This window comes from Zoogloea sp. LCSB751 (genome assembly GCF_002028455.1).
Classification (GTDB): Bacteria; Pseudomonadota; Gammaproteobacteria; order Burkholderiales; family Rhodocyclaceae; genus Zoogloea.
In genome coordinates this window covers 56,948-75,843 of record NZ_MWUM01000015.1, presented here as the reverse complement: position 1 = coordinate 75,843, position 18,896 = coordinate 56,948, and the positions used below count along the sequence as shown (strand labels likewise).

Annotated in this window: 18 protein-coding genes; 1 reads left to right on the top strand and 17 read right to left on the bottom strand. The window is 66.9% G+C overall.

All coding sequences use genetic code 11. The features are described 5' to 3' along the window. Positions 1 to 57: 57 nt before the first annotated feature. The 13 genes from nifV to B4920_RS16585 form a co-directional block, all read right to left on the bottom strand. Positions 58 to 1,251, bottom strand: coding sequence for a homocitrate synthase (gene nifV, locus B4920_RS16645; RefSeq protein ID WP_079435758.1), 1,194 nt, complete (start codon positions 1,249 to 1,251; stop codon positions 58 to 60). Next, entirely contained in the window at positions 1,244 to 2,461 is a 1,218-nt protein-coding gene (gene nifS / locus B4920_RS16640) for a cysteine desulfurase NifS (RefSeq protein ID WP_079435797.1), read from the bottom strand. The genes nifV and nifS overlap by 8 nt, the downstream gene beginning before the upstream one ends. A 5-nt stretch (positions 2,462 to 2,466) precedes the next feature. Next, entirely contained in the window at positions 2,467 to 3,381 is a 915-nt protein-coding gene (gene nifU, locus B4920_RS16635; protein WP_079435757.1) for a Fe-S cluster assembly protein NifU, read from the bottom strand. Positions 3,382 to 3,396: 15 nt separating this feature from the next. Then, complete coding sequence (locus tag B4920_RS16630; protein WP_079435756.1) at positions 3,397 to 3,720, bottom strand: iron-sulfur cluster assembly accessory protein; 324 nt, start codon at positions 3,718 to 3,720, stop codon at positions 3,397 to 3,399. Positions 3,721 to 3,991: 271 nt separating this feature from the next. Further along, positions 3,992 to 4,795 (bottom strand): peptidyl-prolyl cis-trans isomerase, encoded by an 804-nt coding sequence (locus B4920_RS16625; RefSeq protein WP_079435755.1) that lies wholly within the window; start codon positions 4,793 to 4,795, stop codon positions 3,992 to 3,994. A 123-nt stretch (positions 4,796 to 4,918) separates the two neighbouring features. Further along, complete coding sequence (locus tag B4920_RS16620; protein WP_079435754.1) at positions 4,919 to 6,259, bottom strand: amidohydrolase; 1,341 nt, start codon at positions 6,257 to 6,259, stop codon at positions 4,919 to 4,921. Positions 6,260 to 6,313: 54 nt separating this feature from the next. After that, a complete protein-coding gene (locus B4920_RS16615) occupies positions 6,314 to 8,428 on the bottom strand; it encodes a 4Fe-4S binding protein (RefSeq protein WP_079435753.1) in 2,115 nt (704 codons plus the stop codon). Between the two features lie 8 nt (positions 8,429 to 8,436). Beyond that, positions 8,437 to 8,955 (bottom strand): SRPBCC family protein, encoded by a 519-nt coding sequence (locus tag B4920_RS16610; protein WP_079435752.1) that lies wholly within the window; start codon positions 8,953 to 8,955, stop codon positions 8,437 to 8,439. A 46-nt stretch (positions 8,956 to 9,001) separates the two neighbouring features. After that, a complete protein-coding gene (locus tag B4920_RS16605; RefSeq protein ID WP_079435751.1) occupies positions 9,002 to 9,643 on the bottom strand; it encodes a response regulator transcription factor in 642 nt (213 codons plus the stop codon). Further along, entirely contained in the window at positions 9,640 to 11,097 is a 1,458-nt protein-coding gene (locus B4920_RS16600) for a histidine kinase (protein WP_079435750.1), read from the bottom strand. Before B4920_RS16600 ends, B4920_RS16605 begins: the two co-directional genes overlap by 4 nt. Further along, positions 11,094 to 11,906: an energy transducer TonB gene (locus tag B4920_RS16595; protein WP_079435749.1), complete on the bottom strand. Its 813-nt coding sequence runs from the start codon at positions 11,904 to 11,906 to the stop codon at positions 11,094 to 11,096. Before B4920_RS16595 ends, B4920_RS16600 begins: the two co-directional genes overlap by 4 nt. Next, positions 11,903 to 12,862: a quinoprotein relay system zinc metallohydrolase 1 gene (locus B4920_RS16590; protein WP_079435748.1), complete on the bottom strand. Its 960-nt coding sequence runs from the start codon at positions 12,860 to 12,862 to the stop codon at positions 11,903 to 11,905. Before B4920_RS16590 ends, B4920_RS16595 begins: the two co-directional genes overlap by 4 nt. Then, positions 12,859 to 13,650, bottom strand: a complete 792-nt coding sequence (locus B4920_RS16585) for a quinoprotein dehydrogenase-associated SoxYZ-like carrier (RefSeq protein ID WP_079435747.1) — start codon at positions 13,648 to 13,650, stop codon at positions 12,859 to 12,861. Before B4920_RS16585 ends, B4920_RS16590 begins: the two co-directional genes overlap by 4 nt. 594 nt (positions 13,651 to 14,244) lie before the next feature. On the opposite strand from B4920_RS16585, the gene B4920_RS16580 reads away from it, so the two are divergent. Then, complete coding sequence (locus B4920_RS16580; protein ID WP_305847119.1) at positions 14,245 to 16,011, top strand: PQQ-dependent methanol/ethanol family dehydrogenase; 1,767 nt, start codon at positions 14,245 to 14,247, stop codon at positions 16,009 to 16,011. Positions 16,012 to 16,126: 115 nt separating this feature from the next. On the opposite strand, the gene B4920_RS16575 is transcribed toward B4920_RS16580, so the two are convergent. The 4 genes from B4920_RS16575 to B4920_RS16560 all read right to left on the bottom strand — a co-directional run bounded on the left by B4920_RS16575 (position 16,127) and on the right by B4920_RS16560 (position 18,825). Beyond that, positions 16,127 to 16,678: a metal-dependent hydrolase gene (locus B4920_RS16575; RefSeq protein WP_079435745.1), complete on the bottom strand. Its 552-nt coding sequence runs from the start codon at positions 16,676 to 16,678 to the stop codon at positions 16,127 to 16,129. A 36-nt stretch (positions 16,679 to 16,714) separates the two neighbouring features. Continuing rightward, positions 16,715 to 17,068 carry a hypothetical protein gene (locus B4920_RS16570; protein WP_079435744.1) on the bottom strand — a complete coding sequence of 118 codons (354 nt, stop codon included), beginning with the start codon at positions 17,066 to 17,068 and terminating at the stop codon, positions 16,715 to 16,717. 79 nt (positions 17,069 to 17,147) lie between these two features. Then, positions 17,148 to 17,642 (bottom strand): GNAT family N-acetyltransferase, encoded by a 495-nt coding sequence (locus B4920_RS16565; protein ID WP_079435743.1) that lies wholly within the window; start codon positions 17,640 to 17,642, stop codon positions 17,148 to 17,150. Positions 17,643 to 18,183: 541 nt separating this feature from the next. Continuing rightward, positions 18,184 to 18,825, bottom strand: a complete 642-nt coding sequence (locus B4920_RS16560) for a hypothetical protein (protein WP_139379538.1) — start codon at positions 18,823 to 18,825, stop codon at positions 18,184 to 18,186. Positions 18,826 to 18,896 lie beyond the last annotated feature (71 nt).

The following is an 18,896-nucleotide window of genomic DNA, read 5'->3' as shown; positions in this document are numbered from 1 at the left end:
CTGATGGCCGGAGCGGTGGGCAGGGAGACATTGGCGGCGGGGGGCATGTTCGGATCCTTACGAAGGGGTGCGGACATGGTGCGGACGGTCGGACGACAGAGAATGCAGTTCGGCGATGAAGCGGCGCAGGTCGGCCGGGCCCGGCGTGCGCTTGGTACGCTCGACGAAGCCGCGGATGCGCGGCAACAGGTCGGCGGCCTCGGTGTCGCCGATCGGCACGCCCATGCGGGCGTAGGCGGCGACGACTCCGGCGCTGCCGGAATGCTTGCCGAGCACCATGCGGTGTTCGCGGCCCACTTCGGCCGGGTCGATGGCCTGGTAGTTGGCCGGGTCCTTCAGCAGCCCATCCACGTGGATACCGGCTTCGTGGGTGAACACCCCTTCGCCGACCACGCTCTTCTGCCAGCCCACCGGCCGGCCGGCGGCGCGGGCCACCTGGTGGGACAGGGCCTGCAAACCGGCCAGGTCGAGTCCGGTGGAGAAGCCGTACAGCTTGATCAGCCCGAGGGCGACTTCTTCCAGCGCCGCATTGCCGGCCCGTTCGCCGAGGCCATTGACGGTGGTATTGACGTGGGTGGCGCCGGCGCGCACTGCAGCCAGGGTGTTGGCGGTGGCCAGGCCGAGGTCGTCGTGGGCGTGCATCTCCAGCTCGAGGTCGCAGCTGGCGCGCAGCTCGGCGAAGCGCTGGAAGGTGCCGAAGGGCTCCATCACGCCGAGGGTGTCGGCAAAACGCAGGCGGCGCGCGCCGGCCTGTTGGGCGGCCTCGGCAACCTGCAGCAGGAATTCGGGGTCGGCGCGGGAGGCGTCCTCGCAACCGACCAGTACTTCAAAGCCCATGTCGCGGGCCCGCGGCACCAGGCTGGCGATCTGTTCCAGCACCCATTCCCGGTCGCGCCGCAGCTTGTGGCGGATCTGCTGGTCGGAAACGGAGATGGACAGATCCACCATCCAGGCATCAAGGCCGCTACAGGCCGCCAGATCATCCAGCCGCATCCGGCACCACACCACCAGACGGGAGGCGAGGCCGGCGCGGGCGCAGGCCTGGATGCTCTCCCGCTCGACGGCGCCCATCGCCGGGATGCCGACTTCGAGCTCCGGCACGCCGATGTCGCTGAGGCCGCGGGCGATGGCGAGCTTCTCGGCCAGGGTGAAGGCCACCCCGGCGGATTGCTCGCCGTCGCGCAGCGTGGTGTCGTTGATCACGACACGCGGCGCGCTGGCGGGGGCGGAGGGCTGGATGAAATCAAGCATATGCGGGGTCGAAGGCTTTTGCCGGATCGGCGACCGGGCCGTTCTCGCCCCAGTAGGGCGACAGCTTCCGCAGCTGGGCGACGATCGGCGGTACCGCGGCGATGACCCGCTCGATTTCCTCCTCGGTGGTGTAGCGGCTGAGGGAGAAACGCACCGTGCCGTGGGCGGCGGTGTAGGGAATGCCCATCGCCCGCATCACGTGGGACGGCTCCAGGCTGCCGGAGGTGCAGGCCGAACCGCTGGAGGCGGCGATGCCCTGCTTGTTCAGCAGCATCAGGATCGCCTCGCCCTCGATGTACTCGAAGGCGATGTTGGCGGTGTTGGGCAGGCGGTTTTCCGGGTTGCCGGTGACGAAGGCGTGGGGCACCACGGCCAGGATGCCGGCCTCGAGCTTGTCGCGCAGTGCCTTCACATAGGTGCGTTCGTGCTCCATGGCTTCCATCGCCAGCTCGGCGGCGACGCCCAGGCCGATGATGCTCGGCGCGTTCTCGGTGCCGGCCCGGCGGCCGCGCTCCTGGTGGCCGCCGCGCAGCAGCGGGCGGAAGCGCACGCCGCGGCGCACGTAGAGCACGCCGATGCCCTTGGGCGCGTGCAGCTTGTGGCCGGACACCGACAGCATGTCGATCTTGGTGGCTGCCAGGTTGATGTCGATCTTGCCGACCGCCTGCACGGCGTCGGTGTGGAACAGTACGCCGACCGCGTTGGCCATTTCGGCCATCTCGACCACCGGGAAGTAGGTGCCGGTTTCGTTGTTGGCCCACATCACCGAGACGACGGCGACCTTGTCGCTGAGGACCTTGGCGTAGTCGTCGAGGTTGAGGCGGCCCTTGTCGTCCACCTTCAGGCGGTGGATGGTGTAGCCCTCTTTCTCGAGCTGCTCGCACAGGCTCAGGACGGCCGGGTGTTCGACCACGGTGGTGATGACTTCCTTGCGTTCCGGCTGGGCCTTGAGGGCGGACAGGATGGCCGTGCTGTCGGATTCGGTGCCGCAGGAGGTGAACACGATCTCGGAGTCGTGTTCCGCGCCCAGCAGCTTCTGCACCTTGGCACGGGCAGCCTTGAGCGCCACACCGACCTTGTTACCGAAACTGTGCATGCTGGATGCGTTGCCGAACTGCTCCGTGAAATAGGGCAGCATTGCTTCGACGACCTTGGGATCGCAGGCGGTCGTGGCGTTGTTGTCGAGATAGATCGGGGTGGGGGTGCTCATTTTCATCAGCCTCCGTGAGCGTGGGACGCGCAGGCGTGGGCCTGGGCCTTGGCGGCGGGTACGACGCGGACGAACTCGCCGAGGGCTTCGATCATCTTGGTCTGGATGCCGGCCAGCGTGGCAGCTTCCATCTGGCAACCGGAGCAGGCGCCGGTGAGATTGACCAGGATGTTCTTGCCTTCGATGTCCACCAGTTCGATGTCGCCCCGGTCGGCCAGCAGGGTCGGGCGCACCGCGGCGATGACTTCCTCGATCTTGCGGATGCGGGCCAGGGTGCCGAGCTTGGCGGGCGCTGCTTCGGCCACGGCCGGCTTGGCCTTCTTGGCGCCGGCGGGGACGAAGGTCTCGCCGCGTTCGGCCATCACCTTGGTGAGGATTTCCTCGATCGGCTCGTGGCAGGTGGAGCAGCCGCCGCCGGCCTTGGTGTAGTTGGTGACTTCTTCCACCGTGGACAGCTTGTTGGCGCGGATGGTGTCTTCGATCATCTGGCTATCGACGGCGAAGCACTTGCAGACCAGCGCACCTTCTTCGTGGTCGTCGCTCCACTCTTCGCCGCGGTAGTTGGCGATGGCGGCGTGCAGGGCTTCGCGGCCCATCACGGAGCAGTGCATCTTTTCCGGAGGCAGGCCGTCGAGGAAGTCGGCGATGTCCTGGTTGCTGATCTGCTTCGCTTCGTCGAGGGTCTTGCCCTTGACCATCTCGGTCAGCGCCGAGGAGGAGGCGATGGCGGAGCCGCAGCCGAAGGTCTGGAAGTGGGCGTCCTGGATGATCTCGGTGACCGGGTCGACCTTGAGCATCAGGCGCAGCGCGTCGCCGCAGGAAATCGAGCCGACGTCGCCGGTGGCATTGGCGCCGTCCAGCGGACCCGTGTTACGCGGGTTGTAGAAGTGCTCTTTGACTTTTTCGGTGTAATCCCACATGGCAGTCTCCTTCGATCAGGCTGCGAAGGACTGGCCGCATTCGCAGGACTTGGCCGCCTTGGGGTTTTCGAACTTGAAGCCGCTGCCGGACAGGGAATCGACGAAGTCGATGGTGGTGCCTTCGATCAGCGGCGCGGAGTAGGGGTCGATCAGCACGGTGACGCCGTCGATGACGAGCACGTTGTCGTCGTCCTGCTTTTCGGCTTCGAGCTTCATGTTGTATTGCAGGCCGGCGCAGCCGCCGCCCGACACCACGATGCGCAGTCCCGCCACCGGATCGGTAGCCGTCGAGATGAAGCGGGACACAGCCTTACACGCATTGGGGGTGAGGGTGATCATGGTTTTCTCCTGGGGGGTGATTGGGTTGAGCGCAACTCAGTGTTGCAACCCGTGTGCCAGGCCGAAAAATCCATTCAATTCATTGAAAACAAAGGATTGTTTTGTGCGCTGTAGCGTACGTCGCGGTGTGGGATAGGCGACGCGACAAGGGGATTGTCGTGTTCGTTACAGGATGGAGCCTCCTGTGCGGGGGCTTCCGCAGGGCCGATCCCGGAAAAGCAAAACGGGAGCCCGCAGGCTCCCGTTGTCGTACTGGCTGGATGATCGGTGCTCAGTTGATCTTGGCGGCCTTGGCCAGTTCCTGGAGGTGTTGTTCCACCGTCTGGGCCTGCAGGCGCTGGGTGATCTGGGGCTTGGCTTCCTCGAAGCTGGGCAGCTTGAGGTCGCGGACTTCGTCCAGCTGGATCACGTGGTAGCCGAACGGGGTTTGCACCGGTGCCTGGGTGTAGCTGCCGGGGGTCAGGCCGGCGAGGGCCTTGCCGAAGGGCTCCACGAAGTTGCCCGGCACGCTCCAGCCCAGATCGCCGCCCTTGTCCTTGGTGCCCGGGTCGGTGGACAGGCTGGCCAGCTTGTCGAACTTCTCGCCCATCTTGAGGCGCTCGATGATGTCCTTGGCTTCCTTCTCTTCCTTCACGAGGATGTGGCGGGACTTGAATTCCTTGTTGCCGGTCTGGGCTACAAGGCGGTCGTACTCGGTCTTGGCGGCCGCATCGGTGACCGGGTGGCTCTGCACGTAGTCGGCCACGTAGGCGTTGGCGATGATCTGCTGGCGGGCCAGGTCGGCCTGAAGGGTGATCTCGGGCTTGCGGTCGAGGCCCTTCTTCTTGGCGGCCTGGATGAGCAGCTCGGTCTGGATCAGGCGGCCGCGGATCTCGTTGGTGAGCTGCGGGCCTTCGGTGGCCCCCTGGGACAAGGCGCGGCTGGCGAGCAGGTCGTAGGCGCCCTGGGGAATGCCCACGCCATTGACCGTGGCCACGTTCTTGCCAGCGGCCTTGGCCGGCTCGGCAGCGAACGCGGGCTGGGCCAGCAGGCCGGCGATCAGGGTGAGGGGGAGAAGGGGCCGGAGAAACTTCATGAGGATTCCTTGGTTTTGGGCTGTCTGGTGCGGCGAGGCCGGCAGCGGCTGCGTCCGGAACGCGCGCGATGAATGAATGTTTGGAGTCGCGTCCCGCAGTATTCCGAAGGGGAGCATTCCCCGTCAACGCGCTGAAGCCGGCTGCAAGGCCGGTGACAGCTTGGCGGCCGTCTCGTGGAGGTAGTCCAGGGTGACATTCGCAAGGGATCTGACGCCGATTTTCAGCACGCGCTCGTCGATCCAGAAGCGCGGCGAGTGGTTGGGAAAGACTTTCTCCGGCGGGGTGCCGTCCGGAACGACGCCGAGGAAGAAGAAAAAGCCGGGGATGACTTTCTGGTAGGCCGAGAAGTCCTCCGAGACGGTGACCTTGGGATTCTCGAAGACCTGTCCGCTGCCCAGCGTCGCGCGCAGCGAACGGGCGCCCAGCTCGGCCAGCCGGGCGTCGTTGACCGTCACGTCGTAATTGGGGCTGATCGACACCTCCGCGCTGCCGCCGGCGCTCCTGGCGATGGCGTCCGCCGTCGTTGCCACGCGGCGCTGGATGTCGCGGCGCATGTCCTCGTCGAGTGCGCGGATCATCCCGCTCATCGCGACGGTGTCGGGAATGATGTTGGGCCGGTTGCCGCCGTGGATCGTCGCGATGGTGACGACCGACGGCTCCTGCAGCACGTTTACCTGGCGGCTCTGGATGGTCTGGATGCCGAGCACCACCTGGGACGCCAGCACGACCGGATCGACGCCCAGCCAGGGCAGTGCGGCGTGAGTCTGGCTGCCTTTGACGACGATGCTGAAGGTGTCGCCGCTGGCCATCAGCGGGCCGGCCCGCACGCCGGCCTTGCCGAGGGGCGTGCGGCTGTTGAGGTGCAGCCCGAAGATCGCCGCCGGCACCGGGTCGCGCAGTGCGCCGTCGCGGATCATCAGCGTCGCACCGCCGTCCTCGCCAGGGGGCGGGCCTTCCTCGGCGGGCTGGAAGATGAACTTCACCGTGCCGGGCAGTTGCGCCCGCATTGTGGTCAGCACTTCGGCGACGCCCATCAGGATCGCCGTGTGGCCGTCGTGGCCACACACGTGGGCGACGCCGACCTCCTCGCCCATCCAGTTGGCGCGGGCCTGCGAGGCGAAGGGCAGGCCACTCTGTTCGGTGACGGGCAGGGCGTCCATGTCGGCGCGCAGGGCTACGACGGGGCCGGGCAGGCCGCCGCGCAGGATGGCCACGACGCCGGTGCGGCCGACACCGGTCTTCACATCGAGGCCGAGGCGCTTGAGGTGCTCCGCGACCAGCGCGGCAGTGCGGAACTCCCGGTTGCCCAACTCGGGGTGCTGATGGATGTCGCGCCGCCAGGCGATGAGCCGGGGTTCCAGCGTGTCGGCCAGCTGGTCGACCCGTTGCCGCTCGCCCATATCGGCTTGGGTGCAGGTGAGGGTGCCGAGGAAAACCGCCAGTCCGCCGAGAATCCGCCGCATGGTCAATGCCCTGTCGATGCCGATGTCTTGACTGTATGCGCCGCCGGGGTGAAATCAAGCCGATTGTGGCTGGCGGCCTTTCTTCCGGTACAGCATGATCGGCGCGCAGCGGTTGTCGTCGTGGTAGATGCCGACGCAGTCGAGGCACTGGAAACAGTCGTCGTAGCGGATCGCGCCGCTCTTTTCGATGGCGTCGTAGGCGCAGCGGTGGCGGCAGGTCTGGCAGGGCTGGCCGCATTCCTGGCGGCGCGGCAGCCAGTCGAGGAGACGCAGCTTGCCGCCGAGGGTCATCGCCGCGCCGAGGGGGCACAGGTAGCGGCAGAAGAACTTGTAGTACAGCCCGCCGAGGACGAGCAGCAGTACCGCGTACATCACGTAGGGCCAGGAGCGGTCGAAGCCGACGGTGATGGCGGTCTTGAAGGGCTCGACCTCGACGCCGGTCTCGGCCAGCCGTGGGGCGAAGGCGGCGGCAGCCACCAGTGCGGCGAGGATCGCGTAGCGCCCGCGGTCGAGAATACGGGCGACGGATGCCGGCAGACGCAGCCGCGGCAGGCGCAGCGCGCGGGCCAGCAGCGCGGCGAACTCCTGCAGCGCACCGAAGGGGCACAGCCAGCCGCAGAAGGTGCCGCGACCCCACACCACGAAGCTGATCGCGGTGAAGCCGATCAGCAGCAAGCTCACCGGGTCGTACAGGAAGCTCTTGAGGCCGGCGCCGGCGGACACCGATTTGATTGCGCCGGTGATCTGCACGATGGACAGCTGCCCTTGCGCGTACCAGCCGATGTAGCCGAGGGTGAAGGCCAGGAAGGCCAGCCGGAAGATTCTCAACCGGCGGGCCGACACGGAGATCCAGCGCGGGCGGGCCAGCACCACGGACAGCAGGATCAGCGCGGCGGCGATGATGGCCAGTTCCACGGCCCGGTCCTTCCAGGCGATCAGCCAGTCGGGCAGCGGCGCGGGCGGGCGCGAGAACAGTTCCTCCGGGGCCTGGTAGTCGAGGTTCACGCTGCGCTGGGTGAGGATCGGCAGCATCGAGCCCTTGGCGCGGGTGATGGTCAGTTCGAAACGCACCGGTGCGGCTGGATCGACGCCGGACATCGGCGGTACGCGCAGCACCAGCGCGGCGTTGAGGGGCGGGGCGCCGGCCGGCGGGCGCGGTGAGATGTCCAGATCGCGCAGCTCCACCGGGCCGCCGGCCTGGCTGAAGGCCAGCCGGGCTGGCACGGTACCGCGGGTGAAGCCGTCGTCGATGAAGGCATCGCGCCCCGCGCTGGCCACCCAGTAGGCCTGCTGGCCAGGTTCCAGGCGGCGTAGCAGATCGGCGTGGCCGGCGTCGCCGAGGATCGCCCGGCCGATGGTTGGTGCGTTGAGGTAGGCGACGTAGAGGTCGGTGAAGGTGTCGTCCGGCCGGGCCAGTGCGTCGGCATCCAAGCCGGCGCCGTCTGTGCCGGCGAACTGCTTTTCCACGTCGGCGTTGCTGAGGTGCAGGCGGCCGATGGCGCCGGACTTCACCAGTTCGGCAAAGCTGCGGTGTTCATAGACGTCGGTGCGCACTTCGGCGACGGGCCCCTTGTCGCTGGCCGGCGCGGCAAAGCCGAGGCGGGCGCGGGCCACGGCGAGGGCCGAGGTCAGTACAGTCTGGTTGACGATGCGTACCGAGGCGGTGGCCTTGCTGACCCCGTCCAGCACCACGCGCTTGCTGCCGGCGCCGCTGCGGGTGTTGCCGTACAGGCTGGAGACGGTGATCTCCTGCTTGAGGCTCTTGTTGCGGTACTGGAGCAGGAAGTCGCGCAGCGGGCCTTCGCCGAGGCCGGACAGGAAGACCGGCTCGTGCTGGCGGATCAGCTCCACGTCCATGAAGCCGCCCTTGCGGTCGAGGCTGACCAGCAGGTTCAGCGGCGTGCCCTCGAAGCCGGGAATCGGCGCCAGGTCGATGGATTCGAAGGCGTAGGCGACCGGGCCGGCCTCGGGCTCCAGCTCCGACGTGATCGGCCAGGCCGGGATGTCGCGCAGCTTCTCCCCCACGTGCAGCGGCGGCGGAAAACGGCGGGCGATGTCGGCGTGGTTCAGTTCGCCGGCAGTGGCCTGGCAGGCCAGCCCGGCGAGCAGGAGGGCGAACAGGCCCGCGAGGATGCGGCAGAACAGGTGGCGCGCAATCCCCGTGGGCATGGCGGCGCTCAGTGGGCTTCGAGCTGCTTCTTGAGGGCGTCGAGGCCGCTGGTGTAGATGCCGCTCACGGCCTTGCGGGCGCCGGCGTCGTCGGCGCCTTCGGCCGGCTTCTCGTCCTTGCGGCGGAAGGTGGACGACCATTCCACGTGGCTGCCGCCCTTGGCCGGCTTGATGGTCAGGGTGGACACGTAGCCGCTGACCGGCAGCGGGGAGTCGATGATGCGGTAGGTGTAGCTGTGGGCGGCGGCCTTGTAGGTGACCAGTTCCTCGACCAGCTTGGCGCCGTCCTTGGTGGTGACGGTGCGCACCGCGCCCTTGGTGTTGTTCTTGCCCTTGTCGAGGCTGGTGCTGCCGACGGCCGGGTGCCAGCCCAGGTTGTCGAAGCTGCTGATGGTCTCCCAGACCTTGGCCGGCGGCGCGGCGATATCGATTTGTTCCTTTACCTTCAGTTCGGGGCGGGCGGCGAGGGCCGGCGCGGCGGCGGCAACGGCAAGGGCGGCGACGAGGAGCTTGCTGCGATAGGTCATGGAGGTCTCGCTGGTTGAGGGAAAAGAAAGAGGGATAGGGAAGGGCCTACACCTGGATCAGACCGGAGCGCACGGCGGCCATGGCCAGTTCGGCCATGTTCTGCACGCCGAGTTTCTGCTTGATGTGGTACAGGTGGGTGCCGACGGTGTTGGGGCTGAGGTGGAAGTCGCTGGCCACTTCGGCCACCGAGCGGCCCTGGGCGAGCAGCAGGAAGACGTTGAATTCCTTGTCGGTGAGGGCCTCGGCCGGGTGTTCCGGGCGGTCGGCACGGCGTAGCGCGCTGGCGATCTCGGGGTCGATGTAGCGCTGGCCGGCGGCAACCAGCTCGACGGCGCGCAGCAGTTCGTCCGGTGGGCTGCGCTTGCACAGGTAGCCGGCGGCGCCGAGCTTGAGTGCCCGTTCGGCGGTGATTGCGTCGGCATGGGCGGAGGCGATCACTACCCGGGCCTGCGGCTTCCTGGCCATGATCCGTTCCAGTGCGGCAAGCCCGCCGCAGCCGGGCATCGACAGATCCATCACCAGCACGTCCGGATCCTGGGTGGCCATCAGCTGCTGGGCGGCTTCGCCGCTGTCGGCCTCGGCGATGACCTGGGCGCCGACCCCTTCGAGGAGCAGGCGGAAGCCCATGCGCACGATGGCGTGATCGTCGGCGAGGATGATCCGGAGGTGGCTGAGGTTCGCGCTCATGATGCGGCGGTCTCCGTGCTGGGGGCGGATGTGTGCTCGGCCGGGGCGGCCGGCTGGGTGACCGGCAGGCGGGCGCGGATGCGCGTGCCGCCCGCCGACGGGCTGGAGATGTCGAGGCTGCCGCCGAGTTCGGTGACCCGTTCGCGCATGCCGGTGAGGCCGAAGCCGGCCTGGCCGGGGGCCGGCATGATGCCGCGGCCGTTGTCGCCGACTTCGACGGTCAGCGCGTCGCCCTCCCGCAGCAGGCGGATGCGTGCCTTGCTGGCCAGGGCGTGGCGGACGATGTTGGTGCACGATTCCTGCACCACCCGCAGGGCGGTCAGGGTTACGTCGTCGGGCAGCGGGCTGGGGCCGGCAAACAGTTCGGCGCTGAGTTCGATATCGCTGTGGCGCTGGCTCCAGGCGGCCAGGTAGCTGCGCACCGCGTCGTCGAGGGTTTCCTGCGGGCCACTGCGGGGCGGGCGCAGGCGGGTCAGCAGGGCGCGTACATCGCCCTGCATGCGCGAGGTGACGTCGCGGATCACCTCGGCACTCTGGCGGATGGAGGGATTGTCGGTCGTGCGCTGGACGATGGCGCCGGCCAGCGCTGCGACTGCGGTGATGCTTTGGCCCAGTTCGTCGTGGAGATCGCGGGCGATGGCCTTGCGGTCGGCCTCCAGCCTTTCGGTGATGGTCCGTGCCATGGCCTGTTCCTGGCTCAGGCGGACGTTCTCCGCCACCGCCCGGTCGAGACGCAGGGCCATGGCGTTGAAGGCTTCGGCCAGGTGGGCCAGTTCGATGGGGCCATCCACCGGCAGGCGGGTGTCGAAGTTGCCGTCGCCGGTCCGTTCGAGGGCGGCCATTACGGTGCCGAGGGGCTTGAGGGCGCGGTCGATGGCGAACCAACAGCCGACGAACAGCCCGACCAGCGCCAGCAGCGCACGGGTTGCTGCGGCGGTGAGGTCGTCCCACAGGTCGAGCACTGAGCGGGAGGCGTCCGGTTGCAGGCTCAGGCTCAGCTGGCCAGCCTGCAGGCTGAGGGCGGGGAGCTCGGGCTTCAGCCAGTCGAAGAACCAGCCGGGAGCATCGCGGCCGGCCTTGTAGGCGGATGGGGGCGAGCGGTACAGCAGCTTGCCGTCGGCTCCACGGGCTTCCAGCTGATGGGCGCGGATGCGGCCGACGGCGTTCAGGTGGGCGATCAGGCGGGCCTCGGTCCAGGCCGGGTCGCCGGCTGCAGTGCCTTGCGCGGAGACCGTCAGCCACTGGGTTGCCACGCGGTTGGCGGCGGTGATCTCCTCGGCGATGGCCACGCGGGCGTCGCGGATCCACAGGGCTGCGCCGGTCAGCACGAAGGCGGCGGCCAGCCCGGTGAGCACCAGACTGACACGCAGACGCAGGGACAGGCGGCGGGTCTGGTCGGCGGCAGCCACGGCCGTGGCTGCGTCGGACTCCAGCGGGTAGGCAGAGACGTTCATGTGGGCTTGTCCAGCTTGAACAGGACCGGGACGACGATCTGGATTTCCTTGTTCTGCAGGGCCTCCGGCGGGCGCGGCAGGGCACCGGTGCCGGTGACCAGTTGCACCGCATTCTGGTCGAGCACCTCGAAGCCGCTGGAGCGGATCACCTGGGTGGCGACGATGTTGCCCTTGCGGGCGATGGTGATGCGCAGCTGGACCTCACCTTCCCAGCCGCGCATGGCGGCCAGGCGCGGGTACTGCTGGTGGCGGGAGAACAGGGACGACAGGCTGCGTCCGTAGCGTTCGAGCAGCGCCGGGTCGGGCGGCTCGTCTGCCACGATGGCGGGGATCGAATCCATGCGGGCAGCGACCGGGGCCGGGCTTGCTGCCGGTGCGGGTGTGCGCGGCGTGCTGTCGGCGATGAGCGCAGGGGCTGCCGCTGCGGGGGTGCTGGCCTGGACGATGGGCTCCGGCGCACGGACAACAGGGGCCGGTGGTGCGTCGGGGTGGGCTGGGCGCGTCAGGATGGGCAGCGGTTTCGGCGCTTGAGCCGCCACCGCTTGAGGCGTCCGATGTACTGGCGGCGTTTCGACCGGTACGACCACTGCGGGGCGTGCGGGTGGCGGTGTTTCCGGTACGGGCTGCGGGGTACGCAACATCACCTGCAACGGCTGCGGCAGAGCGGCGGTATGTTCCGGCGTCCAGCCCCGCTGGGCGAGGAGCACCAGGTGCAGGCCGACCGACAGGCCAATGGCCAGCTTGAGCGGGCGTGGCAGTGCCGCGGGGCGGGGCCACGCGGTTGCGGGGAACAAGGGCAGCGTGCTCATCGGGCGTTTCTCCCGCTGCGGGACAGGGCCTGCTGTTCGTAGGCTGGATAGAGTTGGCCCACGGAGCGGCGGTATTCCGCTTCGACTACCGCCAGGCGGCGGAATTCGGCGGGCGGCTGGATGGCCAGCACTTCGGTCATGTCGAGGCCGTCTTCGGCGGCCTGGCGCAGGTTGGCGTCGAGCCAGCTGAGCCAGGCGCGGGTCTGGCGGAGCGGTGCTGTGTCCCGGGCCACCGGGCCGTGGCCGGGCACCAGCTGCTTGAAGCCGAGGCCTTCGAGGCGGTCTAGGGCCTTCTGCCAGGCCGCCAGGTTGGCGTGGGGCGTGGTGGGAGCGCGGTCGTTGAAGACCAAGTCGCCGGCAAACAGCACGCCGGTGCTCCGGTCGAAGATCGCCAGGTCGGCACCGGTGTGGCCGTCGAGGGCGATCAGTTCGAGGTGGTGGCCGCCCAGATCAAGGGGGCCGGCCGTCAGTTGTTTGGCCGGGGCGACCGGCTCGGTGCCGGCCATCCAGTCGCCGGCGAGGCGGTACATGTTGTCGTTGAATGCGCCGCCTTCGGTGTGGATGCCGTTGATGGTGCCGGGCAGGGCGGCCAGGGTCTCCGGTGCGAAGGCCTGGTTGCCGAGGAAGTGGTCCGGATGATGGTGGGTGTTCACCACCAGCGTCACCGGCCTGTCGGTGATGCGGGCGATCGCGCGCTTGAGCTGTTCGCCGTAGGCCCGCGACGGGCCGCTGTCGATGACCAGCACACCGGCCGGGGTGACGATGAAGCCGGTGTTGACGATGTTGCCGCCGTTGGCGGTGCTGAAGTCCTCGCTGCGCCCGACGAGGACCCAGGTGCCGTCGGCGATGGCCACTGGCTGCAGGCCGTAGTCCATGTCGGCGGCGGCGAGCAGCAGGGCCCAGCTGAGGGTGAACAGGGCGATGACGGAACGGGAGGCGCGGCTGAGGATGCTCATTTTTCGATCACGGCCGAAATGGCATTGCCGTTGTTGTCGCGGCCGCTGACCCGGTAGCCGGCGGCCGTCCGGGCGGCGGGGATGTCCACCGAGAAGACGGGGTTCTCGGCCAGCGGCTCGAAGCCCTCGATGTGCAGCAGCGGCGCACCCTGTTCGTCGGTGAGCTTCAGTTCTTGAATGTAGAAGGCCGGCACGCCGGCGGCGAGGCCGGTGTCTTCCGGGTGAATGATGCGCAGACGGATGCGTTCGCCGCCTTCCTTGCGCTCCCACACGCGGCTGCTGACCTCGCCGAGGCGCTTCTGCCATTCCGGCGATGCGCTGCCGGCGGAGGGCAGGGTACAGCCGCCGCCGGTGGTATTCACCCAGGTGCCGCCCACGTGCCAGACACCGTCGCGGGTCTTGACCGCGGCGCGGACCGGCGTGGACTGCTGCAGCTTGATGCGGAAGCCGAGGCCAGGGTGCGCGCCTTCCGGACGGAAGCGGACGATGCGGGTGATCGGATTGAAGTCGGCGAAGACCAGCACCTCGGTGGCGTCGGGCAGCGCGCCGGCATCCACGCTGACCGGCACGTTGAGGGCGTTTTCGGCGGTCAGCGGTGCGCTGACCTTCACGCGGCTGTCGAAGACCACCCGCGCCTTGGCCGGGAAGAACTCCTTGCGCATGTCGCCCCAGCGGGGCGAATCGAGGGGGTCGGCCTGGCGGTCGCCGGAGGCCGCCTGGACGGCGCCAACGGCGAGGCTGCTGGCGAGCAGCAGAGCCGCCAAGCCGCGTATACGATGCGTTGTCAAATTTGTCTCCTGACCGGCGGCCTCGCCCGTGGCGGCACGCTCTGTTCTATGTATAGGCGTGGGTGCAAGAGCTGTGCCAAGCAAATGCGGGCTTTCGCCGCGGCCTGTGGCCTTCTATGTTCATGCTGTGGGGCACCGGCTGTGGGGCGCTTCCTGAATGAAGGAAAAGTGCCGTGGGGGCGAATCCATTCGCCCGCGGAGGCTGATCAACGGGTGAAGGGCGAATGAATTCGCCCCCACAGGGTGGTGGAATGCGCCGCAGGAAGGACTGTTTTTCATGCGCTGCAGCATGTCCTGCTTCGGGTTGTTTCAAGTTGGAGCACTTGGTGTGGAATGAAGCAGATGTATCGGCGGGATGAGACGGTGCGACAGGTGTCGCGTCTTGACGGCGGGTTTTCCCGGACGCCAACTGCCCGTTTTGTATCGGGAATTTTTCCCGACCCGGAAAAATGGAGACCCGGGCGGGACGGAATGGCACAGCTCTTGCGCTTTTGCCTCTGCAGCACGTTTCGGTTGGGCCGGGAGGTGGCCGTCCCGGATCGTGCTTCAGCACCTTCTCAAAGGAGACACTCAATGATCCAAAGGAGCAAAACAATGAAAAAACCGTTTGCGCTGTCCCTGATCGCGGCGGCACTGATGGTTGCAGGTTCCGTCCAGGCCAAGGAAGTCACCGACGCTGACATCTCCAACGATGCCAAGACCACCGGCGACGTCGTCCATTTCGGCCTCGGTCAGCAAGGCCAGCGCTACAGCACTCTGGACAAGATCAACACCAAGACCGTCAAGAACCTCGTGCCCGTTTGGTCCTTCTCCTTTGGTGGTGAGAAGCAGCGCGGCCAGGAATCCCAGCCCCTCGTCTTCGACGGCAAGATGTACGTGACCGCTTCCTACAGCCGTATCTTTGCGCTGGACGCCAAGACCGGCAAGAAGCTGTGGAAGTACGAGCACCGCCTGCCCGAAGGCATCATGCCCTGCTGTGACGTGATCAACCGCGGCGCCGCGCTGTACGACAACCTGGTCATCTTCGCGACCCTCGACGCCCAGCTCGTGGCCCTGAACAAGGACACCGGCAAGGTCGTGTGGAAGGAGAAGATCGACGACTACGCCGCCGGCTACTCCGCTTCCGCCGCGCCGCTGATCGTCAAGGGCATGGTCGTGACCGGCGTGTCCGGTGGCGAATTTGGCGTCGAAGGCCGTCTGGAAGCCCGCGATGCCAAGACCGGCAAGCTGATCTGGATCCGCCCGACCGTCGAAGGCCACATGGGCTACAAGTGGGAAAACGGCCAGAAGACCGAGAACGGCATCTCCGGCACCCTCAACGCCACCTGGACCGGCGACCTGTGGAAGACCGGCGGCGCCGCCACCTGGAACGGTGCCACCTACGACCCCGAAACCAACCTGATCTTCGTGGGCACCGGCAACCCGTCCCCGTGGAACAGCCACCTGCGCCCCGGCGACAACCTGTTCTCGTCCGCCACCGTCGCCATCAACCCAGATACCGGCAAGATCGTCTGGCACTACCAGACCACCCCGCATGACGGCTGGGACTTCGACGGTGTGAACGAATTCGTGTCCTTCGACTACAAGGATCCGAAGACCGGCAAGATCATCAAGGCGGGCGGCAAGGCCGACCGTAACGGCTTCTTCTTCGTCATCGACCGTACCAACGGCAAGCTGATCAACGCCTTCCCGTTCGTCAAGGACATCACCTGGGCCAAGGGCATCGACCTGGCCACCGGTCGTCCGATCTACAACGACGACAACCGCCCGGGCAACCCGGCGGCCGGCGAAGACGGCAAGAAGGGCAAGACCGTGTTCGCGGCTCCGTCCTTCCTGGGCGGCAAGAACCAGATGCAGATGGCCTACAACCCGAAGACCGGCCTGTTCTACGTGCCGGCCAACGAGTGGGGCATGGACATCTGGAACGAGCCTGTCTCCTACAAGCGCGGCGCGGCCTACCTGGGCGCTGGCTTCACCATCAAGGCCCTGCATGACGACTACATCGGCGCGCTGCGCGCGGTCGATCCGGTCGCCGGCAAGATCGTGTGGGAGAACAAGAACTTCGCTCCGCTGTGGGGCGGCGTGCTGACCACCGCCGGCAACCTGAGCTTCTACGGTACCCCGGAAGGCTACCTGAAGGCGCTGGATGCCAAGACCGGCAAGGAAGTCTGGTCCTTCCAGACCGGCTCCGGCGTGGTCGCTCCCCCGGTCACCTGGGAAGAAGGCGGCGAACAGTACGTGGCCGTCGTGTCCGGCTGGGGCGGTGCGGTTCCCCTGTGGGGCGGCGACGTGGCCCGTCGCGTGAACTTCCTCGAACAGGGCGGTTCCGTGTGGGTCTTCAAGCTGCACAACGGCAAGTAATTGTCCAAGTCCACGGCGCCGCGCAAGCGGTGCCATGGATGGAAAAACGGCACGGATGCTTGGGGGCTCCGTGCCGTTTTTATTTATGGCCGCCCGAAGATGCGTCACGCAACGTTCAGGCGCGATTTCCTCGACCGGCAGATGGATTGGGACAACGGATCAGCACACCGATGGCCGCCGCCACCGCGCACGGCGCCCACACCCAGGCGAGTTCCGAGCGCATGACCGCCAGCCCCTGTGCGCTGAACACCCGCCGCAAGGACAGGGGTGAGACCTCGATGACCTGCCACGGCGCGAAGTATCGAAGATCCGAAACCGGCCAGAACAGCGCCACGCCGAGGCCCCCATTGGTGAGCATGTCCAGGAGCGGATGGGATGCGGCAGCGGCCAGTACGAACAGGAAGGACGTGAGCCTCGACGTGCGCAGCAGAGGCGCAGCGGCTGATGCGCCGACCGCCATAAGCAGCGCGAACATCAACGAATGGCTTGCGCCGCGATGCCCGAATGCATCGGCATAAGCGATGCCGAGCTTGAAGGCGACGACGTCCAGGTCGGGGGCGATCGCAGCGACTACGCCGGCCAGCAGGAGTCGGGAAGGAGTCCTGCCGCGACCGAGCCCGATGCCGATGGCGAGGGGAATTGCGGCGTGGGAAATGATGGTCGGCATGGTGTCTGGTGCAGGGGATGAGTACGGCTTGGGCAATCAGACCAACTGCGACACGGCGTAGGCAGACCCGAGCAACACCAGCCAGATGACGAGCGTCACGACGATGTTCTGCTCGTTCTCGAGGTGCGTGTAGAAGCAGTGCCCGAGCAGCTTGACCATCCGGTCCGTTCCGGCGAGGAAGCCCGTCAGGGCCGGCGCCAGGCCCATGACGAACAGGCTCGCGGGAATGTCTGCTCCTGCAAGGAGAAACCTTGGCAGTCTGGGGCTGTGCCGGAAGATGACGAGCATCACGATAAGAACGGAGATATTGAAGAACAGGGGGGCGAGGACCGCCGCGAGCAGACGGTCGGGCAGACCGACGGCTTCGAGAGGCGGTTGCCGTCTTTTCATGGATCAACTCTGCAGCCGCACATTTCCGGCCCGCCTGCCCATGCGCACGGCGTGAGCAGCAAAGAACAGGGTTGAAGTCCTATTCCGATGGACGGCATGTTCTTTCCTTTTCGTTGCGTGCTTTCGTAACCCGCCGGTTGTAGGCGAAGAAGACTTCATCACGGATCCAACCCAGTGATTCGTAGAGCGCCTGGGCGGGTTTGTTTGTCCGCGCGGTCGTGAGGTCCATGCGAGCCTTGCCTGCTTGTGCCGCCTTGGCTTCGGCGGCCTGGAGGAGCAGGCGGCCCACGCTGGTCTTCCGTGAGGATGGCCGCACGAAGAGATCGTAGAGTGCATAGATGGGCTGCGCCTCCACGGAGCAGAAAGTCGGGTAGAGCTGGCAAAAGCCCGCCAACTCTGACGCGTCGCTTTCGGCGACGAGGATCACGGACTCGGACTTGGCGAGGCGCTCGGCGATGAACGCCTGAGCGAGCGTGATGTTGGGCGGTTGTTCATAGAACTGGCGATACAGGTCGAAGAGTTCCGCGATTGCAGGAACGTCGCTTTCGTGTGCCTCTCTGGTAATGATGCCCATGCGTTTTCGTTGTGCCTTGACGTGTAGTCCCGGGGAGGGCCAGATGAGGCAAGGGCTCAAAGCTGCGCCACTTCGGGTTGTTGTCTCAGATTAAATGCTGGGTGACTGTACTTTTGATGCTGAATGGATTGCAAGTCCCCCGTCCATACCGGTTGAAGTGATTGCCCCTCCGTCGCATGGCCTCGCGACCATCCTGGAGGTACTCCCGACTATCCCGGAGGACCTCGCGACCCCCGCCGAGGTGGTCCGTCCGATATCAGAAGCCCTCGCTTGGGTGCGGGGGATAGGGCGGGGCTGTCTCGGAGCTGCTCGCGAGGAGCGCCCGGACAGTCGGTCCCTATCCCGGTGGGCCTCGCGAGCAGCTTTGAGCTCCTCGCGAGACGCTTTCGGACAGGGCGGGAGTATCGGCGGGATAGGGGCGGTCTGTCCCGGACGGGCTCAGGGGCTGTCGGATCGGTTTCGGGGCGTGTCGGATGGCGTGGAGGACGTGTGCGGAGCGGCTCGGCTTGGGGCTGGGCATCGCGGTCGCAACCGTCTGGCGTCAGGCTGCTGGATTGGCTTGCAGGAACCGGATCAAGGCCTGAAAGTTGGAGGTGGCCTTGCCGCTGGGGTCGACGATGCTGTGGCTGAAGTATTTCTCGATGTTGGCCGCCGTGATGGCCGTGTTGAGCGGATCGTAGGTGGTGCCGCCGGCGCCGCCTGCCGTGTGCCCCATCATCCGGGTCATGGCGATCTGGCCGATGCCGGCGGCGGCAGCCTTGTTGCCGCTTGCCACGGCCTTGTCGTACAGCGCCTTTTCGGCCGGGCTGAGATTCGCCATGGTGTTGACGAACCCGGTGGCCTTTTGCATGTAATCGAGATCGTCTGCGGTCAGCTCGTCGGGCGATTTGCCTTGGGCGACGATCCCGGCCAGCCGCTTGTCGTTGGTGAGCAGGTATTCCTGATCTTCCGAGGAACGGTTGATCGGGCCGCGGGCCCTGATCTCCGCCAGCCGGGCTGCGACGCCTCCATCGTCATCGCTGGCCGTGGAAGAGGCCGAGGCGGCAAGCGCGTCCCGTGCGGCCTGGGAAATGCGGACGGTATCGGCAGTATTTGCCGAAGAAACGGCCGGGGTTTGCCGGAGCGACGTCGTCCGCAGCATTTCTGCTGCAAACGCAGGGCGTGAGGTGGGCTGGATGAGCATGATGCGCCTCCGATTGCAGATGCTCGATGCCAGTGCAATGAGCATGCCAATGGCGAATCGGAGGGGCTTGT

Coding starts and splice junctions, on each gene's coding strand:
- nifV (WP_079435758.1), bottom strand. CDS start 1,251: ATGCTTGATTTCATCCAGCCCTCCGCCCCCGCCAGCGCGCCGCGTGTC.
- nifS (WP_079435797.1), bottom strand. CDS start 2,461: ATGAGCACCCCCACCCCGATCTATCTCGACAACAACGCCACGACCGCC.
- nifU (WP_079435757.1), bottom strand. CDS start 3,381: ATGTGGGATTACACCGAAAAAGTCAAAGAGCACTTCTACAACCCGCGT.
- B4920_RS16630 (WP_079435756.1), bottom strand. CDS start 3,720: ATGATCACCCTCACCCCCAATGCGTGTAAGGCTGTGTCCCGCTTCATC.
- B4920_RS16625 (WP_079435755.1), bottom strand. CDS start 4,795: ATGAAGTTTCTCCGGCCCCTTCTCCCCCTCACCCTGATCGCCGGCCTG.
- B4920_RS16620 (WP_079435754.1), bottom strand. CDS start 6,259: ATGCGGCGGATTCTCGGCGGACTGGCGGTTTTCCTCGGCACCCTCACC.
- B4920_RS16615 (WP_079435753.1), bottom strand. CDS start 8,428: ATGCCCACGGGGATTGCGCGCCACCTGTTCTGCCGCATCCTCGCGGGC.
- B4920_RS16610 (WP_079435752.1), bottom strand. CDS start 8,955: ATGACCTATCGCAGCAAGCTCCTCGTCGCCGCCCTTGCCGTTGCCGCC.
- B4920_RS16605 (WP_079435751.1), bottom strand. CDS start 9,643: ATGAGCGCGAACCTCAGCCACCTCCGGATCATCCTCGCCGACGATCAC.
- B4920_RS16600 (WP_079435750.1), bottom strand. CDS start 11,097: ATGAACGTCTCTGCCTACCCGCTGGAGTCCGACGCAGCCACGGCCGTG.
- B4920_RS16595 (WP_079435749.1), bottom strand. CDS start 11,906: ATGAGCACGCTGCCCTTGTTCCCCGCAACCGCGTGGCCCCGCCCCGCG.
- B4920_RS16590 (WP_079435748.1), bottom strand. CDS start 12,862: ATGAGCATCCTCAGCCGCGCCTCCCGTTCCGTCATCGCCCTGTTCACC.
- B4920_RS16580 (WP_305847119.1), top strand. CDS start 14,245: ATGAAAAAACCGTTTGCGCTGTCCCTGATCGCGGCGGCACTGATGGTT.
- B4920_RS16575 (WP_079435745.1), bottom strand. CDS start 16,678: ATGCCGACCATCATTTCCCACGCCGCAATTCCCCTCGCCATCGGCATC.
- B4920_RS16570 (WP_079435744.1), bottom strand. CDS start 17,068: ATGAAAAGACGGCAACCGCCTCTCGAAGCCGTCGGTCTGCCCGACCGT.
- B4920_RS16565 (WP_079435743.1), bottom strand. CDS start 17,642: ATGGGCATCATTACCAGAGAGGCACACGAAAGCGACGTTCCTGCAATC.
- B4920_RS16560 (WP_139379538.1), bottom strand. CDS start 18,825: ATGCTCATCCAGCCCACCTCACGCCCTGCGTTTGCAGCAGAAATGCTG.